Origin of the sequence: Microbacterium ginsengisoli (assembly GCF_000956535.1) — a bacterium.
Taxonomy (GTDB): Bacteria; Actinomycetota; Actinomycetes; order Actinomycetales; family Microbacteriaceae; genus Microbacterium; species Microbacterium ginsengisoli.
Genome location: NZ_JYIY01000067.1, coordinates 47,025 through 67,526 on the forward strand (window position 1 = coordinate 47,025; position 20,502 = coordinate 67,526).

Sequence of the window (20,502 nt, forward strand, 5' to 3'; positions counted from 1 at the left end):
GCCTCGTAGGATGACAGGGTGACCTCCGCCACGGCGCCGAAGCCCACCCGTCCGAGTCGAACCCGTCGCGTCATCGCGATCTCCCTCGTGGTGATCGCGCTGCTCGTGGCCGCGTTCTTCATCTTCGCCAACGTCTACGCGGACTGGCTGTGGTACTCCCAGCTCGGCTTCCTGAACGTGCTCACCACGCAGTGGGTGTGGCGCATCGGCATGTTCGTGGTGGGCTTCCTGGGGATGGCGGTGCCGACCTGGCTGGTCATCAACCTCGCCTACCGGCTGCGCCCGGTATACGTGCGGTTGAGCTCTCAGCTCGACCGCTATCAGGAGGTCGTGGAGCCGCTGAGACGACTCGCGATGTGGGGCATCCCGATCTTCTTCGGGCTCTTCGCCGGCTTCGCCTCATCTGCGCAGTGGCAGACCGCGGCCCTCTGGGTCAACGGCGTGCACACCGCGACCGGCGACCCGCAGTTCAACCTCGACACCGGCTTCTACCTGTTCGCGCTGCCGTTCTACTCGGCCGTCCTCGCCTTCGCGTCGGCCGTGGTGTTGATCTGCCTGCTGCTCACGGCCGCGGTGTCCTACCTGTACGGCTCCGTTCGGGTAGGCCAGCGCGAGCTGCGCATCTCGCGCCCCGCGCGGGTGCAGCTCGCCATCATCGCCGGCGTCTACCTTCTGCTCCAGGCGGTGAGCCTGTGGCTCGACCGCTACAAGACGCTCACCAGCGCCGACGACCGCATCACCGGGGCGGCATACGTGAGCGTGAACGCGACGATCCCGGGTCTGGCCATCCTCTCGATCGTGGCCGTGCTCGTGGCGATCCTGTTCTTCGTCACCGCCGTGATCGGCCGGTGGCGCTACCCGCTGATCGCGACGGCCCTGCTGATCATCACCTCGCTCGTCGTCGGTGTCGGCTACCCGTGGATCGTCAATCTCGTGCAGGTGCGTCCGAACCAGCTGAGCGTCGAGAGCCAGTACTACCAGCGCAACATCGACGGCACCAAGGCGGGCTTCGGCCTGAGTGACCTGCAGGAGACGAACTTCTCCGCGAACACCACGGCACAGCAGGGGCAGCTGCGATCGGATGCCGAGACGACGGCGCAGATCCGCATCATGGACCCGGCGATCATCCCGCCGACGGTGGCCCAGCTCGAGCAGTACCGGTCGTACTACCAGTTCCAGAGCCCGCTGAGCGTCGACCGCTACACGATCGACGGGCAGACGCAGGACACCCTGGTGTCGGTGCGCGACCTCAATCTCAACGCGCTCGGCACGACCGCCAGCACGTGGCAGAACACCTCGCTCATCTACACGCACGGCTACGGGCTTGTGGTCGCCAAGGGCAACGCTCGCACCTCCGACGGCAACCCCGTCTTCCTCGAGCGCGGCATCCCGTCCGCGGGCTTCCTGACGTCGGGCGAGAAGTACGAGCCGCGGGTGTACTTCTCGGCGAACGCTCCGACGTACTCGATCGTCGGCGCCCCCGCGGGCACCGCGCCGATCGAGCTCGACTACCCGGCCGGCGACGGCAGCAGCACCGAGACGAAGACCACCTTCGCCGGCAACGGCGGCCCAAACATCGGCAACGTGTTCAACCGGCTCATCTACGCGATCAAGTTCCAGGCGGAGCAGATCCTGTTCTCCGACTCGATCAACCAGGATTCGCAGATCCTCTACGACCGCGACCCCGCAACGCGCGTGCAGAAGATCGCCCCGTACCTGACCCTCGACGGCGAGCCGTACCCGAGCGTGGTGGACGGCCGCATCGTCTGGATCGTCGACGGCTACACCACGAGCGACCAGTACCCGTATTCGACGACGACGAGCATGTCCCAGGCCATCGCCGACGCGAACAACCCCACTCCGCGGGTCGCGCTCGACAACGTCAACTACATCCGCAATTCGGTGAAGGCGACCGTCGACGCGTACGACGGTCATGTGACGCTCTACGCCTGGGATCCGACGGACCCGCTCCTGCAGGCGTGGCAGAACGTCTACCCGTCCACGGTCAAGCCGATCGCCGACATGTCGGCCGATCTCATCAGCCACGTGCGCTATCCGACCGATCTCTTCAAGGTGCAGCGCACGATGCTGGGCGTGTACCACGTCAACGATCCGCAGTCGTTCTACCAGCGTGACAACGCCTGGACGACTCCCGCCGACCCGACCGACAACACCGTGCTGCAGCAGCCGTACTACATGACGATGCAGATGCCGGGCCAGGCCTCGCCGACCTACTCGATGTTCACCTCGTTCATCCCGCAATCCGACGGGACGAATGCGCGGAACGTCCTGATGGGCTATCTCGCGGTCGATTCGGATGCCGGCACCACCGCCGGCACGAAGGGTGCCGATTACGGCAAGCTGCGGATGCTGGTGATCAACGCCTCGACTCCGGTGCCCGGGCCCGGGCAGGTGCAGAACACGTTCAGCGCCGACCCCGCCGTCTCATCGTTCATCAACCTGCTCAAACAGGGGCAGTCGCAGGTGCTCAACGGCAACCTGCTGACCCTGCCCGTCGGTGGCGGCCTGCTCTATGTGCAGCCCGTGTTCGTGCAGTCGTCCGGCGCGACGAAGCTGCCGACGCTCCAGAAGGTGCTCGTCGCCTTCGGCAGCCAGGTCGCGTTCGAGGACACCCTGACGGCAGCGCTCGACTCGCTGTTCGGTGGCAACTCGGGCGCCGCCGCGGGCGACAACGGTGTGACGGCATCCCCGGTGCCCACCGGGACGTCGACCCCGAGCGCCACGCCTACGCCGTCGCCCTCTGCGAGCGGAGGCACCGGATCGTCGACCGCCTACCAGGCGGCGCTCCAGGAGGCCAAGCAGGCGATGCTCGATCGTCAATCGGCTCTCCAGGCCGGCGACTGGACGAAGTACGGCGAGGCCGACGCGCGTCTGACCCAGGCGATCAACACGCTGCTGCAGCTCTCCTCGCAGTGAACCGACGGTGGGGTGGGCGCGCGGGCGTCCACCCCACCTTCGGGCATTCGAGGCTCAGCGCGCCAGCTGCCACCACCAGATGAGCAGCAGCGTCACCGCGAACCCCGAGAACTGATTGATCCAGAGGAACCGATCCCATCCGACGGTGGCGCGGTGCGCGGTCTCGGCGGTGACCGCGCGATACGGCCACACGGCGACCAGGTAGGGCACGGCGAGCAGCGCGGCCAGCGGTGCGGGCCAGGCTCCCCCCGTCACGACGAGCGCGGCGGCCGCGTAGCAGGCGAGCGAGAACCAGACGGTCGCGCGGGGGCCGATCGCCGTCGCGACGGAGGCGATGCCGGCCTCGCGGTCGGCCGCGACATCCTGCACCGCGCCGAAGGCGTGCGACGCGACCCCCCACAGGGCGAATGCCCCGATGACCGCGGCGAGGGCCCACGTCCAGGTGGCCTCGGCGAGCACGAGGCCGTAGATGGCCGGTGAGAAGAAGTGGATGCTGCTGGTCGCCGAGTCGGCGAAGGGACGCTCCTTGAGGCGCAGCGGCGGCGCGGAGTAGAACACCACGAAGAACAGGCTCGCGGCGAGCGCCAGCCACGAGAGCGCGGAGCCGACGATGACGAGGTAGACGACGAACGGCAGGCAGCTGAGGCCCGCCGCCCAGAGCGTCACGCGGTGCAGCCGCCGATCGAGCACAGCACCGTGAGCACCGCCCTTGCGGGGGTTGCGCAGGTCGGACTCGTAGTCGAACACGTCGTTGATGCCGTACATCGCGAGGTTGTAGGGGATGAGGAAGAACACCACGCCGACGACGAGCGTGACGGAGATCTCGCGGGTGGCGAGCAGGTAGGCGGCGCCGAACGGGTAGGCGGTGTTGATCCAGCTGACCGGCCGCGAGGACACGAACAGGGTGCGCACGACGTTCATGCGTCGCTCCTCTCGCGCCGCGAGACGAGGGCGGCGATCGCGGGCACGAGGAACGCCGCGCACAGCGGGTAGGAGAAGTCCTCGATCGGGGCGAGGCCGATGCGGATGCCGCTCAGATGCTCGGGCGGGTAGGAGAACAGTCCGGCGCCGATCATGACGTTGTCGAAGACGGCGGTGAGGGCGAGCAGGGCGACGGCGGCGAGGGCGGATGCCGCCATCCGCCGTCCGAATCCGGGGCGCACGGCGCTCAGCAGCGTGACGACGACGGTGATCGCGAGGAACGGGAGCAGGAGCAGCGCGTAGGTCATCGAGGTTCCTTCCGCGCGAGGAGGCGGGTGCCGGCTCCGGCGCAGACGGCGGCGAGGTAGCAGAGGAACAGCAGGAAGGTGATCTCCTCGAGGGGGAGGTGCGGGGCCAACTCGATGCCGAGGTAGAGCGGCGAGTCACCCTGCACGAAGACGCCCGCGGCGATGCCGACGAGATCCCAGACGACGAAGAACGCGGTGCCGACGAACACCGCGATCGCGGTGGTCAGCGGCCGCGCCCACAGGGCCAGCCGGTGTCGCGCGTCGAGCAGCGCGACGCCCGCCGCGGAGACGACGATGACGAGCAGATATAGGCCGGGCACGTCAGCGACCCGCCGGCTCGACGAGCGGCGCCGCGCTGCGGTCCGCGCGCAGGCGTTTGGCGACGAGCTCGGCCGAGATCAGGCACATCGGCAACCCGATGCCCGGAAGCGACGAGGTGCCGGCGTGGAACAGGTTCGGGACCTTCGCCGAGCCGTTGCGCGGGCGGAACACCGCGCTCTGGCGCAGTGTGTGCGCGAGTCCGAGCGATGTGCCGCGCCAGGCGTTCAGGTCGTCGGCGAAGTCGGCGGGCGCGATCGTGCGTCGCACGACGACGCGGTCCACGAGGTCGGGCACGCCGCACCACGAGGCGATCTGGGCGATGGCGGCATCCGCTGCCCGTTCGATTCCCGCGTCTCCCGCCCCGTCGATGCCGCCGTGGCCGAGCGAGGGATCGGCGGGGACCGGTACGAGCACGAACAGGTTCTCGTGGCCTGCCGGCGCGACGGTGGGGTCGGTCGCGCTCGGGCGGCACACGTACAGCGACGCCGGGTCGGGGATCGCCGAGGGCTCCCCGAAGATCGCGTCGAAGTTCTCGCGCCAGCGCTCGGTGAACAGCAGGGTGTGGTGCGCGAGCTCGGGCAGTTCGCCCCGCACGCCGAGGAGGATCAGCAGCGACCCCGGTCCCGGCGTGCGTCGTTCCCACCAGCTCTCCGGCAGCTCGCGGTGGGTTTCGTCGAGCAGCGCCGTCTCGGTGTGGTGCCGGTCGGCGGTGGACACGACGACGTCTCCCGCGAGCATGCTGCCGTCGGCGAGCCGCACGCCGCGCGCCCGCCCGGCCACGACGTCGATCGCGGTGACGTCGGCGCCCGTCTCGATGACGACGCCGCGCGCCCGCACGAGGCGCTCGATCGCCCGGATGAGGGCGGTGAAGCCTCCCTGCGGGTACCGCACGCCGTCGGTCAGGTCGAGGTGGCTCATCAGGTGGTAGAGGCTCGGCACACCGTACGGCGATCCGCCCAGGAAGACTGCCGGGTACTCGAGGATCTGCCGCAGCCGGCGGTCCGTGAACGTGCGCTCGACGCGCGACGCGAGCGGCTCGACGAGCAGCCGCGCGAGCCGCGGCAGCTGCCGCGCGACGGCGCCGTCGGCGAGGCCCGCGTACCCGAGGTACGGGTCGTACAGGAAGCGCGAGACGGCGAGGTCGTAGGCGTCGGCGGCGGAGTCGAGGTAGCGCTCGAGCTTCGCGCCCGCGCCGCGCTCGATGCTCTCGAACAGAGCGGATGCCGCGCCCCGCCCGCTCGGCACGTCGAGGGCGTCGTACCCCTCGGAGTAGACGCGGTACGCGGGGGAGAGCGGGACGAGGTCGAGCTCTCGCGCGGTGGTGGTGCCGAGAAGACGGAAGAAATGCTCGAACACGTCGGGCATGAGGTACCAGCTGGGGCCGGTGTCGAACCGGAATCCGTCGCGGTCCCACGTGCCGGCCCGACCGCCGACGTCATCGCCGCGTTCGACGATCGTCACGGTGTAGCCGTCGTCTGCGAGGAGGGCGGCCGTGGCGAGCCCCGCGATGCCGGCGCCGATGACGATCGCGGTGCGGCCCGTCATCCGCGCACCCCGAGGCGCTGGGGCCGTGCGCCCAGCAGGGCGCGAGCGGCGAGGTACGCCTTGACGGGGTCGGGGACGCGCACACGGCCCGCGGCGGCATCCGCTCGACGCAGCCGTCGCGAGAGGGCGGCGAACAGGTCGTGGGCGGCGGTCACGGCGGGTCGGCAGTCGCGGGGGAGGAGCGGCACGGTGTCGGCGGCGAGGTCGAGGTCGCCGTCGATGCGGTCGAGCACGTCGGCGCGGGAGCGGGCGTCGGTCGCGCCGAGGTAGTCGCGGCCGAGGCCGGCCGCGTCGTGGTCGAGGTCGCGCAGGAAGTTGACGTCCTGGAACGCTCGCCCGAGCGCGCGGGCGCCGGCGACGAGTCTGTCGTCGGGCTGGATCGGTGCGACCGCCCCCGCGTTCACGAACACCGCCAGGCACATGAGCCCCACCACCTCGGCCGAGCCGTAGACGTACTCGTCGTGCGAGCGGGCGTCGTGCACGGTCGCGTCGAGGTCGGTGCGCATCGACGCGAAGAACGGTGCGGTGAGGTCGGTGCCGATGCCGCACGCGCGCGCCGTGCCGGCGAAGGCGTGCACCACCAGGTTGCTGCTGAACCCGCGCGCGACGGCCGCGGCGACCTCGGCCTCCAGGCCGGCGAGAAGCTCCGCCTGGCCGTCGCGGGCCACTCCCGCCTCGGCGGCGGGACCGTCGACGATCTCGTCGGCGATGCGCACGAGCGCGTAGACGTTGCGGATGTGGGGTCGCACCCGACGTCCCAGCAGGCGGGCGGCGAGGGCGAACGACGTCGAGTAGCGCGCGATGACGGTGGCCGCGGCATCCGCTGCCGTGCGGTCGTAGAGCGCGATGCCGGGTGCGTCGGTCACGGGATGCGCTCGCGGATCGCGTCGGCGGCATGGTCGACGAGGGCGGATGCCGCGACGCCGAGCTCCTGCGCACGGGTGCGCGCGGCGTCGAGGGTGCTGTCGATGAGCGCGACCAGCGCCGCACGGGCGCCGCTCTTGTCGAGCGCGCGCTGCGCGTCGAGCACGGCGATCGGACCGGTGTGGGCGACGGCGAGTGTGTCGCGCACCGCGTGCCACCCCTCGGTGCGACGGGCCAGGGCGATGAGGGGCGTCTGCTTCGCTTCGCGCAGGTCCACGCCGGCGTCGCGACCGGCCTGCGCGGAGGTACCGAACGCGCCGATCAGGTCGTCGACGAGCTGGAACGCGAGGCCGAGGTGGGTGCCGCACGCGGCGAGCGCCGCGGCATCCGTCTCGTCGGCACCGGCGATCACGGCGCCGGCGGCGAGCGGGGCGGCGAAGGAGTAGACGGCCGTCTTGTCGTGAGCGGTCGCGATGAGGCTGTCGTCTTCGGCCTCCGCGTCGGCGGCCGCATGCTCGACATCGGCGAGCTCTCCCGCGGCGGAGACGAGAACCGCGTCGTCGAGCAGATCGAGAAGGCGGGAGCGCAGGTCGGCGGGCAGATCGACCGCCGCGACCAGCCGGGTCGCCTCATAGAGGAGCACGTCGCCCGCGAGGATCGCCGCCGCCTCGCCGACGCCGGTCGCCGCCGACGGTGTGGCGCCGTGACCGAGCGCGCGACGGCGGAACTCCCCGGCGACGTTCGGCACGCCGCGACGCATCGTGTCGTGGTCGATCACGTCGTCGTGGATGACGAACGCGGTGTGCAACAGCTCGAACGCCGCGGCGACGGATGCTGCGGCATCCCTGCGCCCGTCGGTACCTCCGCAGGCGCGGAACGCCGCGAGCACGAGCGCGGGACGGAAGCGCTTCCCGCCGGATGCCGCGCGGACCATCGAGGCCGCGAGGTCGTCGAATGCGTCGCCGAGCCCGGCCCCTCGCTTCTGCAGCCGTGCCAGGGAGGCGTCGATCGCGTCGTCGACGGCGGCGCGATCGACCGCGGAGATGCGGGCGATCATGGCGCCGCCCTCGCGGCGGTGTCGTAGAGGGCGAGTCGGGGGACCTGCAGCCCGAGCCACGGGCTGAACGCCCACGGTGCCGCAGAGACGGCGGCCGCGACATCCGAGGGTTCGACCCACGCCCATTCGGCGACCTCGTCCGGATCGGGATGCAGCGGTCCTGTCGCGTGCGCGACGAAGACGGGGCACACCTCGTTCTCTACGACGCCCGATGCGTCGACGGCGCGATAGCGGAAGTCGGGGAGGGTGAGCGTCACGTCGTCGAGGGCGAGTCCGAGCTCGACGCGCGCGCGGCGGTGCACCGCCGCCTCGAGGTCTTCGCCCGGGCCAGGATGGCCGCAGAAGGTGTTCGTCCAGACGCCCGGCCAGGTCTGCTTGGAGAGCGCGCGGCGGGTGATGAGCACCCGTCCGTCATCGTCGAGCACGTGGCACGAGAACGCGAGGTGCAGGGGGGTGTCGGCGCCGTGTACCGTGCTCTTGGGAGCCGTCCCGACGGGACCGGCGCGCTCGTCGAGCAAGACCACCTGCTCGACGTCTGACACTGTTGCTCTCCCCTTTTGCTAGCTAAACTAGCGATCTCTGAGTCCGATGCTACAAGAGGTGTGGAGGAGTGTCCACATGTCCGAGTATCGACCCGACCCCGCGTCCCGCGAAAGCGCCGTACAGCGGGTGCTCGTTGGCGTGCGGGCGCTGAACGACGCCCTCGACCGCATGCATTCGGGCGTCAAAGACGACATGGGAATGAACGCCACCGATCTCGCGACGCTCCGCATGCTGATCATCCGCGAGCAGCAGGGGCAGCCGGTCAGTCCGCACGACATCGCCCGGCATCTGCGCATCTCGACGGCCTCGACGACCAAACTGCTCGACCGGCTCGCGGCGGCGGGGTACCTCGAACGCCGCCCCCATCCTCACGATCGCCGCGCGCGGGTGATCGCGCTCCTCCCGGCATCGCGCACCGCGTTCTTCGCGCACTATCGCGAGAGCCTCGGCGCGATGCGTGACGTCGCCGGAACGTACTCCGACGCCGATCTCGACGTGGTCGCGCGGTTCCTCGATGGGCTGGCCGACGCCGTCGCCGCGCACGACGGCTGACGCGCGGGCCGCCTCGCCACGCAACTCAGGCGAACGCGCCCTGCGCGAGGTATGTCCCCGACCGGGCTGCCGACGGCACGAAGAAGATGCCCGAGCCGATGTGCGAGATGTACTCGTTCAGTGCGTCCGACGAGCCGAGACGGCGCTGCAGCGTCTCGAACTGCGCGGGGTCCTTCTGGTAGCTGATGAACAGCAGGCCCGCGTCCAGGAACCCGTACTGGTTGATGCCGTCGGTGTAGTTGTACCCGCGGCGGAGGATCTTCAGACCGTTGTTGTTCTCGTGCGCGGCCAGCCGGATGTGGGCCGTCGGATCGATCACCGGTGCGCCCGAGGCATCCGTCTTCGAGAAATCCGGGGTGTCGGATTCCACCGTGCCCGTCAGCGGCGCGCCGCTGAGCTTGTGGCGCCCGAACACACGGTTCTGGTCGGACACCCGGTCGGTGTCCCAGTTCTCGATGCGCATCTGGATCTTGCGCACGACCTGGTAGCTGCCGTCGCGCTGCCAGTCGGGACCATCACCGGTGAAGACGAACTGCGAGAAGTCCGCGTCGTCGACGATGTTGCGCGTGCCGTCCTTGAAGCCCATCAGATTGCGCGGCGTCGACTGCCCCTTTCCGGCTGAGGCCCGCCCGAAGCCGGTCACCGTCCATCGGGTGGATGCCGCGCCGAGCTTCTTGCCGATGCGGGCCAGCGACCGCACCGCGTGATAGGCGACCTGGGGGTCGTCCGCGCAGGCCTGCACCGACAGGTCGCCGCCGGTGAGCGACGGATCCAGGGCCTCGCTCGGGAGCTGCGAGAGCTCCCGCAGCAGCGGCGGCTTCTGAGCCGCGAGACCGTACTCGTCGCCGAACACACGCGGACCGAGACCGATCGTGACGGTCAGCGACGCCGGGTCGAGGTCGACGGCCTCGCCGGTGTCGTCGCCGATGGCGCTCGGCTGCGACGGCTCGACCTGGCCGATCGTGGCGCCGCGCATGAGCTGAGCGCTCGCCGCCGACCAGGTGGCGAGCAGGGTCTGCAGTTCGGTGCGTGAGGACGTGGTCAGGTCGAACGTCATGAACACGCAGTGCCGCTGCGGAGGGGTGCGGATGCCCGCCTGCTCGGCGTCGCCGTAGAACGAGACCGCATTGTCGAGCCGCACGACGTCGCCCGACGACGCGGTCGGCTGCGCCGCGACGGCGCGCCCGCCGGCGAAACCGGTCGCCACCCCCGCCACCAGGCCGCCGGCTGCGGCGCCGAGGAGCAGTCCGCGGCGGGAGACCCCCGCATCCGGTGACTCCTGTGACGACGGCTCCCGCGGCGGCACGGCCGCGCTCACGATGCTGTCGCCGCCTTCTCCGCGATCTGCGCAAGCGGTTCCTGCAGGGCCTGCACCGCACGGCTCAGAGTCACGGCGTCCGCGGCCTTCACGGCGTCGGTGTAACGCACGTAGCCGCCGATCGCGCTCTGATCGCGGTAGCCGTCGAGCAGCTTGTTGACGGCGGCGAACTGCGCGGAGATCTGCTGGGTCAGCCCGGAGTCGAGCGTGGTGAGCCCGGGCTCGAGGTAGGCGAACGCCTGCTGCGCACCCTCGACGTTGCCGGCGAAGTCGACGAGGTCGATGTGGCTGTACGCCTCCTCCTCGCCGCTGATCTTGCCTGACTGCACCTCTTCGAGGAGGCTCGCGGCACCGTTCGCGAGGTCCTCCGGCTTGTAGCTGAGCGTCTTCACGAGCGAGTCGAGCGTGGTGACGTTCGTGAGGAGCTCGGCCGCGAGCTGCGTCGTCGACGCCGTGATCGCGCCGGCCTGGAACAGGTCGCGCTCGATGGCATGGAACCCGTGCCAGCCGACGGCGGGATCGAGGTTCGACTCGCGCATGTCGATGAGGTAGTCGAGGCTGCCCGCGTTGTCGGTTGCGGAGTGGCCCGGCAGCACGAACCCGTCGACATCGGACTCGATGCGCTCGTAGAACGGACGCGCGAGCGCGTAGTCGGCCTGCGCCTTCGCGAGGTCGCCGGCGTCGATCGAAGACTTCAGGGTGGCGACCGCGGTCACCATGCTGTCGACGACGCCATCGACGTAGGTCGCGTAGCCCTGCGTGCCTTCGGCCATCAGCGATGCGGCGCTGCCGGTCGGGGTCGCGGCCTGGCCGGTGACGCTGAAGGGGATGGTTTCGGTGGCGGCGCCCGGGCAGTAGAGCTGGTAACTGCCGCCGTCGAGGGTGACGGTGAAGCTCGCGGAGGAGAGGCCGGGCGCCAGGTTCTCCTTCTCGCCGACGATCCTGTCGCCGCTGAGCAGCTCGATCTCGGTGATGGAGGTCGCGCTCTGGTTCGTCACCGTGAAGGTGACCGGACCTGCGGCGGCAGTCGCCGTGTCGAGGCTGCAGGTGCCCCCGTTGTCGCCGGTGAGCGTCACAGCGACGTGGGTGGCGCCGCCGGAGGCGGTCGCGGAGGGCGCGCCTCCCGCGCTGCATCCGCTCAACACGAGGGCGAGGGTGGCGGCGGCGGTGAGTGGGGCCAGGAGGCGGACGTTCATGAGGTCCTTCCGTGGTCGGCGGCAGCGATGCTGATCGCCGGGGTGGGCGGTTCGGGTGGGGGAGAGCTCGGTGCGGGGTGCGAGCCCCGCGGGGCGCGGGCACGGTGGCGCAGGGCGCTGATCACCAGCACGGCGGCGGCGATCACGAGTGCGCCGGGAACCTCGGCGCCCCAGAGCACCCGCTCTCCCTCACCCTGCTCGACGGCTGTGGCCGCCGCGCTCGCCACGCTCTGGGCGTCGGGGGCGGTCACCGCGTCGATCGCTGCGGTGTCGGTCACGCTCACGGTACGGGCGTTCTGCAGCCCACCGCCGGTGAGGGTCACGGTGAGGGTGGAATGCGCGCTCGCGTCGAGCAGCCCCGCCCCGGTGAGCCACACCTCGTCGACCTCGGTGCGGTTCCATTGCGCGGTGAAGGGGCCAGGGTTCTGCACAGCGCTGATGCCGACGGGCACGCGGCCGCCGGCGAGCGTGATCAGGGCGTCGAGGGTGATCGTCGACGGCGCACCGTCGGGGCTCGTCGTCGCCGTCTGCTGCCAATGCTGCGTGGTGACGCCCAGGTGAGTGTCGGATGCCGCGGTCGAGGCGTCGAGCGGCAGATCGGCGGTCGCGCCCGAGGCGTAGGTGAACGCCGCACTGCGCGCGGCGCCGGAACCGGCGATCACGACCGAGCCGGCGGGAGCCTGGGAGGCCTGGTCGACGAGCGTGAGAGAGGAGACCTGCGGCGACGGGATGAGCCACGCCGTGAGCGCGAGGGCGGCGGCGAGCACGAGGCATCCGGTCGCGAGCACCCAGCGCAGGCGCTGCGCCCCGGCGGCGCTCGGGCGCGCGCGACGCGGCCAGAAGAGGTAGCAGAGCGCCGGAACGAGGTAGGCGACCCAGGCGACGACCTCGATGAGACGCGGGTCGGCGGGGATTCCGAGCACGCCGGTCAGCAGCGCGGCCTGGATACTGCCCGGCTGCACGATCGCGCTGAGGTCGATCGTGCGCTGCTGGCCCGCGTTGAGCCAGCCGGCCTCGTGCGCGGTCCGCAGGCAGGTGACGACGAGGCCCGCCGCGACGAGCACCAGGAACACGCTCGTCAGGCGGAAGAAGCGGCCGAGATCGATGCGCACCCCGCCGGCGAAGATGCCCCAGCCGAGCAGTGCGGCCAGCGCGATGCCGACGACGGCGCCGAGCGCGGCGAGACCGGCCGACTGGGCGGCGGAGAACGTGGCGAGCAGGAAGACGCTCGTCTCGAAGCCCTCCTTGAGCACCGCGAGGAACGCCATGACGGCGAGAGCGGTCGCGCCACCGCGGCCGAGGGCGTGCTGTGCCTCGGACTCGAGCTCTGCCCGCATCCCCCGGGCGTGTGTGTTCATCCAGACGATCATGAGCGTCACGAAGACCACGGCGACGGCCCCGATGATCGTTTCGAGACCCTCCTGCGCGGCCTGGGGGAGGGCGACCTCGATGAGGCTGAGCGTGACGCCGATGATCAGCGAGAGCATCACGGCCGCGCCCACGCCCAGCCACATCGGCACGAGGCTGCGGCCGTTGCGGCGCAGGAACGCGGCGATGATGCCGACGATCAGGGCCGCTTCGAGGCCTTCACGCAGACCGATGACCAGGGTGGCGAGCATGCCGGACGCACTCGCTTTCGCGACGAGGTGATGAATTCCTTATGAGCTAAGGCTTACCTAACATAGGACGACCTTCCCTCCGGCGTCCACTTGAGCGGGCCGTGCATAACCAAACCCCAGGTTGTGACGCCGAGCATCCCGCTGTTCGCCTGCCGTTCTTGTTGCTGCGCTACCCTGCTCCCGCGCAGCGGCACCCTGTCATCGCCCTGCCGAGAGTCGAGGTCGAGATGTCCGAGAAGAAGAAGGCGACGAAGGCTGCCATGGCAGCCCTGGATGCCGCGGCGCACGCGGCGAAGGACGCGAAGGCGCTCAGTCGGGAGCTGCCGAAGAAGCAGGCGAAGAAGCTCGGAGCGCTCGCCGCAGACGCCAAGGATCTCGCGAACACCTCGAAGAAGAAGATCGCGCGCAGCCCCAAGAAGATCGAGAAGAGGGCGTCGGAGGCCCTCTCGCAGCTGGAGAAGGCGACCGCCAAGGTCACCCGGAAGATCACGCAGGCGGCGAAGGCGAAGCCCGAATCGACGGCGAAGCCCGCACCCGTCCCGTCGGCCCCCGTCGCGGCGACGCCCGCCGCGGCGCCTGCCGTCGACCTCGCTGCCTTCACAGCGGTGCAGCTGCGCGAGCGTGCCCGCGCGGCGGGGAAGACCGGATACTCACGCCTCGCCAAGGCGCAGCTGATCGCGCTGCTGTCCTCCTGACCTCCACGATGCAGATCTACCTCGATCGGGGGGCCGAGGCCGCTCCGCCGCGCACGCTCATCGACGTGCTGCGACAGACCGCTGCGCGGTACCCCGCGGCATCCGCTCTCAACGACGGCCGGGGAGCGCTCAGCTATGCCGAACTGCTCGCCGAGGTGTGGCGGTTCGCGGCCCGGCTGCACGCGGCCGGCGTGCGTCGCGGCGACAGGGTCGGCATTCGCATGCCGTCGGGAGGGCGGGCCCTCTACATCGCGATCCTCGGCACGCTGGCGGCCGGGGCGGCGTACGTGCCGGTGGACGCCGACGACCCGCAGGAGCGTGCCGATCTGGTGTTCGGCGAGGCGGGGGTCGCCGGCGTGGTCACCTCCGGCGGCCGGTTCGTGCCGCACGGCGACGGTTCCGAGTCCGCGGTGCCGGTGGAGCTGTTGGCGGGTGAGGCGCCCCATCCGAACACGAGCGCCGTGCCGATCGTCGAACCGCCCGCGGTCGACGACGACGCGTGGATCATCTTCACCTCGGGGTCCACCGGCACGCCCAAAGGCGTGGCTGTCACGCACCGCTCCGCTGCCGCGTTCGTCGATGCCGAGGCGCGGCTCTTCCTCGCCGACGCCCCGCTCGCGCCGGGTGACCGCGTGCTCGCGGGCCTGTCCGTCGCCTTCGACGCGTCGTGCGAGGAGATGTGGCTCGCGTGGCGGCACGGCGCCTGCCTCGTGCCTGCGCCACGAGCGCTGGTGCGTTCGGGCGAGGACCTCGGTCCGTGGCTCGTGGGCCACGGCATCACGGTGGTCTCGACGGTGCCGACCCTGGCCGCGCTCTGGCCGCCGGACGCGGTCGAGAACGTACGCCTGTTGATCTTCGGCGGCGAAGCCTGCCCGCCCGAGCTCGCCGCGCGGCTCGTCTCGCCCGATCGTGAGCTGTGGAACACGTACGGTCCCACCGAGGCGACGGTCGTCGCGTGCGCCGCCCCGCTCGACGGGTCCGTTCCGGTGCGCATCGGCCTTCCGCTCGACGGCTGGGAGCTCGCGGTCGTCGACAGGCAGGGCGACCGCGTCGCGGACGGTGAGGTGGGCGAGCTCATCATCGGCGGCGTCGGCCTCGCCCGCTATCTCGACCCCGCCAAGGACGCCGAGAAGTATGCGCCGATGCCCTCGCTGGGGTGGGAGCGCGCCTACCGCTCCGGCGATCTCGTGCGCGCCGATCCCGAGGGACTCGTCTTCCAGGGCCGCGCCGACGACCAAGTGAAGATCGGCGGCCGTCGCATCGAGCTCGGCGAGGTGGAGGCGGCGCTGCAGGCGCTGTCGGCCGTCACAGCGGCGACCGTGGTCGTGCAGCACTCCGACGACGGGCTCGCGCTGCTCGTGGGCTACGTCGTACCCACCGACGACTTCGATCGCGCCGTGGCGCGCGCCGAGCTCGCGCACTCGCTGCCGGCGCCCCTCATCCCGCTCCTCGCGGTCGTGCCGGATCTGCCGGTGCGCACCTCCGGCAAGGTCGACAAGGCGGCCCTGCCGTGGCCATTGACGGATGCCGCCGACTCCGACTCCTCCCTGTCCGGCACCGCCGGCTGGCTCGCCGATCAGTGGGCGGCGGTGCTCGGCATCCGTCCGTCCGATGACGACGCCGACTTCTTCCAGCTCGGCGGCGGATCCCTCGCCGCGGCGCAGCTGGTCTCGCGCATCCGTGCGCGTGCGGCGGAGTTCACGATGGCGGATGTCTACGACCTCCCGCGTCTGCGCCAGATGGCCGCGGCCGTCGAGGGGCACGACGACGATGCGCCGACGACCTTCAGCTCGCCCCGCCCCACCCCGCGGGCGATGCAGTGGCTGCAGACGCTCGCCGGAGCGCCCCTGTTCATCCTCAGCGGGCTGCGCTGGCTGACCTGGCTGATCACGGCGGGCTGGCTGCTGCGGCTGGGGCCGGGGTTCACGTGGCTGCCGGACACCCCGGGGATCGTCGTGCTGCTCGCGCTCGTGCTCTTCGCGACGCCGTTCGGGCGCATGGCCATCGCCGCCGCCTTCGCCCGCGTGCTGCTGTGGCGGTTGCGGCCCGGCGACTACCCGCGCGGCGGCGCGGTGCATCTGCGCCTGTGGCTCGCGGAGCAGGTGCACGCGCAGATCGACCCGATCGGGATGGCGGGGGCGCCGTGGGTGAGCTACTACGCCCGCGCCCTCGGTGCGCGCATCGGCCGCGGCGTCGACCTGCACACGATGCCGCCGGTCACCGGCATGCTCGACATCGCCGAGGGTGCCGCTGTCGAACCCGAGGTCGACCTCTCGGGGTACTGGATCGACGGTGACACCGTGCGCATCGGCGGCATCCGCATCGGTGCGGGGGCGACGGTGGGGGCGCGGAGCACCCTCGCGCCCGGCACGAAGATCGGCCGTCGTGCCGAGATCGCGCCCGGCTCCGCGGTGTTCGGGCGCGTTCGCGCCGCGCAGCGGTGGGCGGGTTCGCCGGCTGCTCGTGTCGGTGCCGCCCACCCGGGAGCGACCGAGCGGCCCCCCGCTCCGACGCGCTGGCTGTGGGCCTACGCGGCGTCCTCGACCGTGCTCGGTCTGCTGCCGATCGCCGCGTTCGCGCTCGGCGGGCTGGTGCTCGCGCAGGGCGTGCGGGATGCGGCATCCGTCGCAGATGCCGTGCCAGGGGCGTTGGCCTGGCTGATCCCCGCCGTGCTCGTGACAGGTCTCGCCTACGCCGCCGCAGTGGTGGTGCTCGTCCGACTGCTCGCGCTCGGGCTGCGCGAGGGTGAGCACCCGGTACGCAGCCGCATCGCCTGGCAGGCGTGGACGACCGAGCGCCTGCTCGACTCCTCCCGCACGGTGCTGTTCCCGCTCTACTCGAGCCTGTTCACCCCCGTGTGGCTGCGACTGCTCGGCGCCCGGGTCGGGCACGACGTCGAGGCATCCACCGTGCTGCTGATCCCCTCGCTGACGACTGTCGACGACGGGGCGTTCCTCGCCGACGACACCATGGTCGCCACCTACGAGCTGAGTGCCGGGATGATGCGGCTCGCTCCGGTGCGCATCGGCAAGCGCGCCTTCCTCGGCAACTCCGGCCTCGCCGCCGCCGGGCACCGTGTGCCGAAGGACGGCCTGGTCGCCGTGCTCTCGGTCGCACCGCCCAAGGCCAAGCCCGGATCGTCCTGGCTCGGATCGCCGGCCGTGCGCCTGCGTCGCATCGTGAATGACGGCGACCTCGAGCGCACCTACCGGCCGCGGCCGGGACTGCGCGTGGCGCGCACGTTGTGGGAGCTGTGCCGCATCGTGCCGGTGTTCGTGACCTGCGGGCTCGGCCTCGGCGTGCTGCTCACCCTGGCCGCGATCTCGCAGGCCTGGGGCGGGCTCGCGGCCGTGCTGCTGTCGGGGGTCGTGCTGCTCGTCGCGGGCGCGGTCGCCGCGCTCGTCACGACGGCGGCGAAGTGGGCGTTCGTCGGTCGCATCCGCCCCGGGGAGCATCCGCTCTGGTCGAGCTTCATCTGGCGCACCGAGGTGTCCGACACCTTCACCGAGATGCTCGCGGCGCCCTGGTTCGCCAACAGCGCGGCCGGCACGCCGGCCCTCGCGATGTGGCTGCGCACCCTCGGCGCGAAGGTAGGCCGCGGCGTGTGGACCGACAGCTACTGGCTGCCCGAACCCGATCTTGTGACCCTCGGCGACGGGGCGACGGTGAACCGCGGATGTGTGGTTCAGACGCATCTGTTCCATGATCGAGTGATGAGCATCGACACCGTCACGATCGAACCCGGGGGCACGCTCGGCCCGCACAGCGTGATCCTGCCGGCCGCCACGATCGGCGCGGATGCGACCGTCGGTCCCGCCTCCCTCGTGATGCGCGGAGAGGCCGTGCCGGTCGGCTCGCGGTGGAGCGGCAACCCGATCGGCCCCTGGCGGGCGGTCAAGGTGCGCGCCTACCAGAGCGAGCGGGTATGACCGTCGACCCGTACACCCCGCAGAGCGGCGACGCGGCGATTGCCGTCGAGCACTACGATCTGTGGCTGGACTACCGGGTGTCGACCAACCGGCTGCAGGGAACGGTCGTGCTCCACGGGCGTGCGCTCGCCGCCACCCGCACGGTCAGTCTCGACGTCGTCGGGCTACGTGTCGGCAAGGTGCGGGTGGATGGTGACCGCAAGGCGACGTTCCGGCAGAGCGACCGCAAGCTGCGCATCGCGCTGTCGGCAGAGCTGGCCGCGGGTGAGGGGTTCCACCTCAAGGTCGCGTACTCCGGGTCGCCGCACCCGCGCCGCACCCGGTGGGGGGCGCTCGGGTGGGAGGAGCTCACCGACGGCGCGATCGTCGCCTCGCAGCCGACCGGCGCGCCGACGTGGTTCCCGTGCAACGACGTCGCCCGTGATCGCGCCACGTACGCGATCGAGGTGACGACGGAGGCCGACTACACTGTGTCGGCCGGTCCCGCGCTTCGCCGGTCGACCCGGGGTGGGCGAACGACCTGGTCCTTCGCGCACCCCGAGCCGACGTCGACGTACCTCGTCGCGCTGCAGATCGGTCGTTACGTCGTCGAACGGGTCGCGACCGCCCCGGCGGTCGATCTGGTCTATCCGCGCGCCCTCGAGGCTCGCGTGCACGCAGACCTGGCCGATGTGCCGCGCATGATGGCGGTCTTCGAGGAGGCGTTCGGTCCCTATCCACACCCCGCCTACACGGTCGTCGTCACCGCCGACGACCTGGAGATCCCGCTCGAGGCGCAGGGGATGGGCGTGTTCGGCGCCAACCACATCGACGGCGCGGGAAGCCTCGAGCGCCTCGTCGCCCACGAGCTCGCCCACCAGTGGTTCGGCAACAGCGTGGGGGTCACGCTCTGGCGGCACATCTGGCTCAATGAGGGCTTCGCCTGCTACGCCGAATGGCTCTGGTCGGAACGGTCGGGTGGGGCATCCGCTCATCAGAAGGCCCTCGCCCATCACGCGCGGCTCGCGTCGCTGCCCCAGGATCTGCTGCTCGCCGACCCGGGACCCGACGACATGTTCGACGACCGTGTCTACAAGCGCGGCGCGCTGACCCTGCAGGCGCTGCGGCTCACGCTCGGCGACGGGCCGTTCTTCACGCTGCTGCGCGAGTGGATGTCGCGGCACCGCGGGCGCAGCGTCGGCACCGACGATTTCGTGGCGCTGGCCGAGGAGATCGCCGGCCCCGAGGTGGGCACACTGCTGCACGCGTGGCTGTTCGAGACCACGCTGCCGGAACTTCCCGCGGGTGGCGCACCGGGGGAGCCGGCGCCGCTCACGGCTCCGCTGTCGACGACGCCACGATCGCCACGCTGACGGCGACGCCGTCGATCCCGTGCCACGTCGCGACGTGCACGGGCTCTGCGCGGCCCGGCACCGTGACAGCGACGGCGCCCGGCAGCGCGGACGGCACCGCCTCGCCGACGACCACGTCTCCCACGGGCACGCGGATGCCGCGGCCATCGGCTTTCAGTGCGGCTTCGATCTGCGTCCACCCGACGGTCGTCGGCGGGGGAGCGGGAGCAAACAGGGGCGCGAGGTCGGCGAGGGGCGAAGCGGCATCCGCCCCCTCGTTCTCGGCGTCGACCCCGATCTCATCGGCGATGTCGTGCGGGGCTGCGGCGGCCACCACCAGATCCCCGGCGTAGGTGACGCTCACGGCGATGTCGCCGGCGGTGACGCGGGGGCGGCCGTGCGCGCCCCCGCAGCGTGTGCAGACGGAGACGATGTCGACGGATGCCGCGGCCCCCAGCTCGCGCGCGAGCTCGCGCATCAGGCGGCGACCCGTGTCATGACGGTGCTCCGGCGGGGAGGCGCTCCACGCGAGGAGGACGTCGCCGAGCGATGCGCGCCCGACGGGTGTCACGACGGCGGCGTCAGGCGGGGATGCGGCGATCGGCACGGGCCTCCTCGTCGCGCAGCCTGTGCTTCGCCTCGCGCTCGACGAGCACGGGCACGAAGTCGCGCACACGCGCCGTGCTCATGCCGTCGTAGGCCGCCGCGACGACACTGGCCACGTGGCGAGGGTCGAGATGGGGATACCGGGTCGACAGGCGTTCGGTGATCTGCGCGACGCTCGCCCGTTCGTCGATCTCGTTCGTCATGGTGCACCTTCCCGAGAGGTCCGACGGCGCCAGCCTACGAGAGCGCGCGGGTCTGCGGAAGATCCGGTGGAAATGCGAAGAGGCCGCTCCCGGAATTCTCCGGGAACAGCTTCTGCGGCCTTCGCCGTAGTTGGCGACGTAAAGGCACTTGTCGAACAACGTTGACCCCGATCATGACGGTTCGAGTAACGGCAACTTGGCTGACATGCTGCAGCTGTTGTCGAGGTACCACGTTCTGGCATTCACCCCCGAGGAGATGCCGAAGAAGCTCGCGAAGGGCTTCGGCTCCCTTGGACTCCTGGACCCGCTCGGATTGTGAGAATGAGCCGACACGTGGGCCGATATCGGAATGGCCGGGCTAGCGATCGCCGGCGTCGCCGTGACAATCTCCGTGGTGGGGTCCGCGGGAGACATTGGTGGCTCATCGCGAATGAGAGTGTAGGAGCGGTCTGAATCCGCCGGCTTCGAGGAGCGATCTGGCGACGTAGTGCGTGAGGTTCCGGAAGCCGAGGGCGGAACCGCGAAGGTGCTCGAGCCGGCCGTTGATGGCCTCCGTT

17 protein-coding genes and 1 pseudogene are annotated in these 20,502 nt (G+C 71.0%); 5 read left to right on the forward strand and 13 right to left on the reverse strand.

Annotated elements, in window-relative coordinates:
* Positions 1-18: 18 nt before the first annotated feature.
* Complete coding sequence (locus RR49_RS05110; protein WP_045246986.1) at positions 19-2,937, forward strand: UPF0182 family membrane protein; 2,919 nt, start codon at positions 19-21, stop codon at positions 2,935-2,937.
* A gap of 54 nt (positions 2,938-2,991) precedes the next feature.
* Here RR49_RS05110 and RR49_RS05115 read toward each other — a convergent pair whose 3' ends face one another.
* Genes RR49_RS05115 through idi form a run of 7 tightly spaced genes read right to left on the reverse strand, consistent with a single transcriptional unit; the run spans position 2,992 to position 8,495 of the window.
* A complete protein-coding gene (locus RR49_RS05115) occupies positions 2,992-3,858 on the reverse strand; it encodes a prenyltransferase (protein ID WP_045246987.1) in 867 nt (288 codons plus the stop codon).
* Positions 3,855-4,166, reverse strand: coding sequence for a lycopene cyclase domain-containing protein (locus RR49_RS05120; RefSeq protein WP_045246988.1), 312 nt, complete (start codon positions 4,164-4,166; stop codon positions 3,855-3,857). The genes RR49_RS05115 and RR49_RS05120 overlap by 4 nt, the downstream gene beginning before the upstream one ends.
* Positions 4,163-4,486 (reverse strand): lycopene cyclase domain-containing protein, encoded by a 324-nt coding sequence (locus RR49_RS05125; RefSeq protein ID WP_045246989.1) that lies wholly within the window; start codon positions 4,484-4,486, stop codon positions 4,163-4,165. Before RR49_RS05125 ends, RR49_RS05120 begins: the two co-directional genes overlap by 4 nt.
* A 1-nt stretch (position 4,487) precedes the next feature.
* On the reverse strand, positions 4,488-6,032 hold the full coding sequence (gene crtI / locus RR49_RS05130) for a phytoene desaturase family protein (protein ID WP_045246990.1): 1,545 nt from the start codon (positions 6,030-6,032) through the stop codon (positions 4,488-4,490).
* The gene (locus RR49_RS05135) at positions 6,029-6,898 is read right to left on the reverse strand and encodes a squalene/phytoene synthase family protein (RefSeq protein WP_045246991.1); all 870 of its coding nucleotides are present in this window, start codon (positions 6,896-6,898) and stop codon (positions 6,029-6,031) included. The genes crtI and RR49_RS05135 overlap by 4 nt, the downstream gene beginning before the upstream one ends.
* The gene (locus RR49_RS05140) at positions 6,895-7,953 is read right to left on the reverse strand and encodes a polyprenyl synthetase family protein (protein ID WP_045246992.1); all 1,059 of its coding nucleotides are present in this window, start codon (positions 7,951-7,953) and stop codon (positions 6,895-6,897) included. The genes RR49_RS05135 and RR49_RS05140 overlap by 4 nt, the downstream gene beginning before the upstream one ends.
* Positions 7,950-8,495: an isopentenyl-diphosphate Delta-isomerase gene (gene idi, locus RR49_RS05145; protein WP_045246993.1), complete on the reverse strand. Its 546-nt coding sequence runs from the start codon at positions 8,493-8,495 to the stop codon at positions 7,950-7,952. Before idi ends, RR49_RS05140 begins: the two co-directional genes overlap by 4 nt.
* 76 nt (positions 8,496-8,571) lie before the next feature.
* On the opposite strand from idi, the gene RR49_RS05150 reads away from it, so the two are divergent.
* Positions 8,572-9,048 (forward strand): MarR family winged helix-turn-helix transcriptional regulator, encoded by a 477-nt coding sequence (locus tag RR49_RS05150; protein ID WP_045246994.1) that lies wholly within the window; start codon positions 8,572-8,574, stop codon positions 9,046-9,048.
* Between the two features lie 25 nt (positions 9,049-9,073).
* Here RR49_RS05150 and efeB read toward each other — a convergent pair whose 3' ends face one another.
* From efeB to efeU, 3 genes are read right to left on the reverse strand one after another with little or no spacing between them, the layout of a single operon-like run.
* Complete coding sequence (efeB, locus tag RR49_RS05155; RefSeq protein WP_045246995.1) at positions 9,074-10,366, reverse strand: iron uptake transporter deferrochelatase/peroxidase subunit; 1,293 nt, start codon at positions 10,364-10,366, stop codon at positions 9,074-9,076.
* Positions 10,363-11,562, reverse strand: coding sequence for an iron uptake system protein EfeO (efeO, locus tag RR49_RS05160; protein ID WP_045246996.1), 1,200 nt, complete (start codon positions 11,560-11,562; stop codon positions 10,363-10,365). The genes efeB and efeO overlap by 4 nt, the downstream gene beginning before the upstream one ends.
* Positions 11,559-13,181, reverse strand: coding sequence for an iron uptake transporter permease EfeU (efeU, locus tag RR49_RS05165; RefSeq protein ID WP_048809227.1), 1,623 nt, complete (start codon positions 13,179-13,181; stop codon positions 11,559-11,561). Before efeU ends, efeO begins: the two co-directional genes overlap by 4 nt.
* A gap of 158 nt (positions 13,182-13,339) precedes the next feature.
* On the opposite strand from efeU, the gene RR49_RS05170 reads away from it, so the two are divergent.
* The 3 genes from RR49_RS05170 to RR49_RS05180 are packed head-to-tail and all read left to right on the forward strand — an operon-like array spanning position 13,340 to position 19,157.
* A complete protein-coding gene (locus RR49_RS05170; RefSeq protein ID WP_211255141.1) occupies positions 13,340-13,876 on the forward strand; it encodes a hypothetical protein in 537 nt (178 codons plus the stop codon).
* 8 nt (positions 13,877-13,884) lie between these two features.
* Positions 13,885-17,805 carry a Pls/PosA family non-ribosomal peptide synthetase gene (locus RR49_RS05175; protein ID WP_045246998.1) on the forward strand — a complete coding sequence of 1,307 codons (3,921 nt, stop codon included), beginning with the start codon at positions 13,885-13,887 and terminating at the stop codon, positions 17,803-17,805.
* Positions 17,802-19,157 carry a M1 family metallopeptidase gene (locus RR49_RS05180; RefSeq protein WP_045246999.1) on the forward strand — a complete coding sequence of 452 codons (1,356 nt, stop codon included), beginning with the start codon at positions 17,802-17,804 and terminating at the stop codon, positions 19,155-19,157. Before RR49_RS05175 ends, RR49_RS05180 begins: the two co-directional genes overlap by 4 nt.
* Here RR49_RS05180 and RR49_RS15105 read toward each other — a convergent pair.
* The 3 genes and pseudogenes from RR49_RS15105 to RR49_RS15650 all read right to left on the reverse strand — a co-directional run.
* Positions 19,117-19,743: a 4'-phosphopantetheinyl transferase family protein gene (locus RR49_RS15105; RefSeq protein WP_048809228.1), complete on the reverse strand. Its 627-nt coding sequence runs from the start codon at positions 19,741-19,743 to the stop codon at positions 19,117-19,119. The two genes, RR49_RS05180 and RR49_RS15105, sit on opposite strands and share 41 nt — an antisense overlap.
* A complete protein-coding gene (locus RR49_RS05190; protein ID WP_045247000.1) occupies positions 19,718-19,945 on the reverse strand; it encodes a three-helix bundle dimerization domain-containing protein in 228 nt (75 codons plus the stop codon). The genes RR49_RS15105 and RR49_RS05190 overlap by 26 nt, the downstream gene beginning before the upstream one ends.
* 421 nt (positions 19,946-20,366) lie before the next feature.
* Positions 20,367-20,502 (reverse strand): annotated as a pseudogene (locus RR49_RS15650) (ISL3 family transposase); the annotation flags it as partial.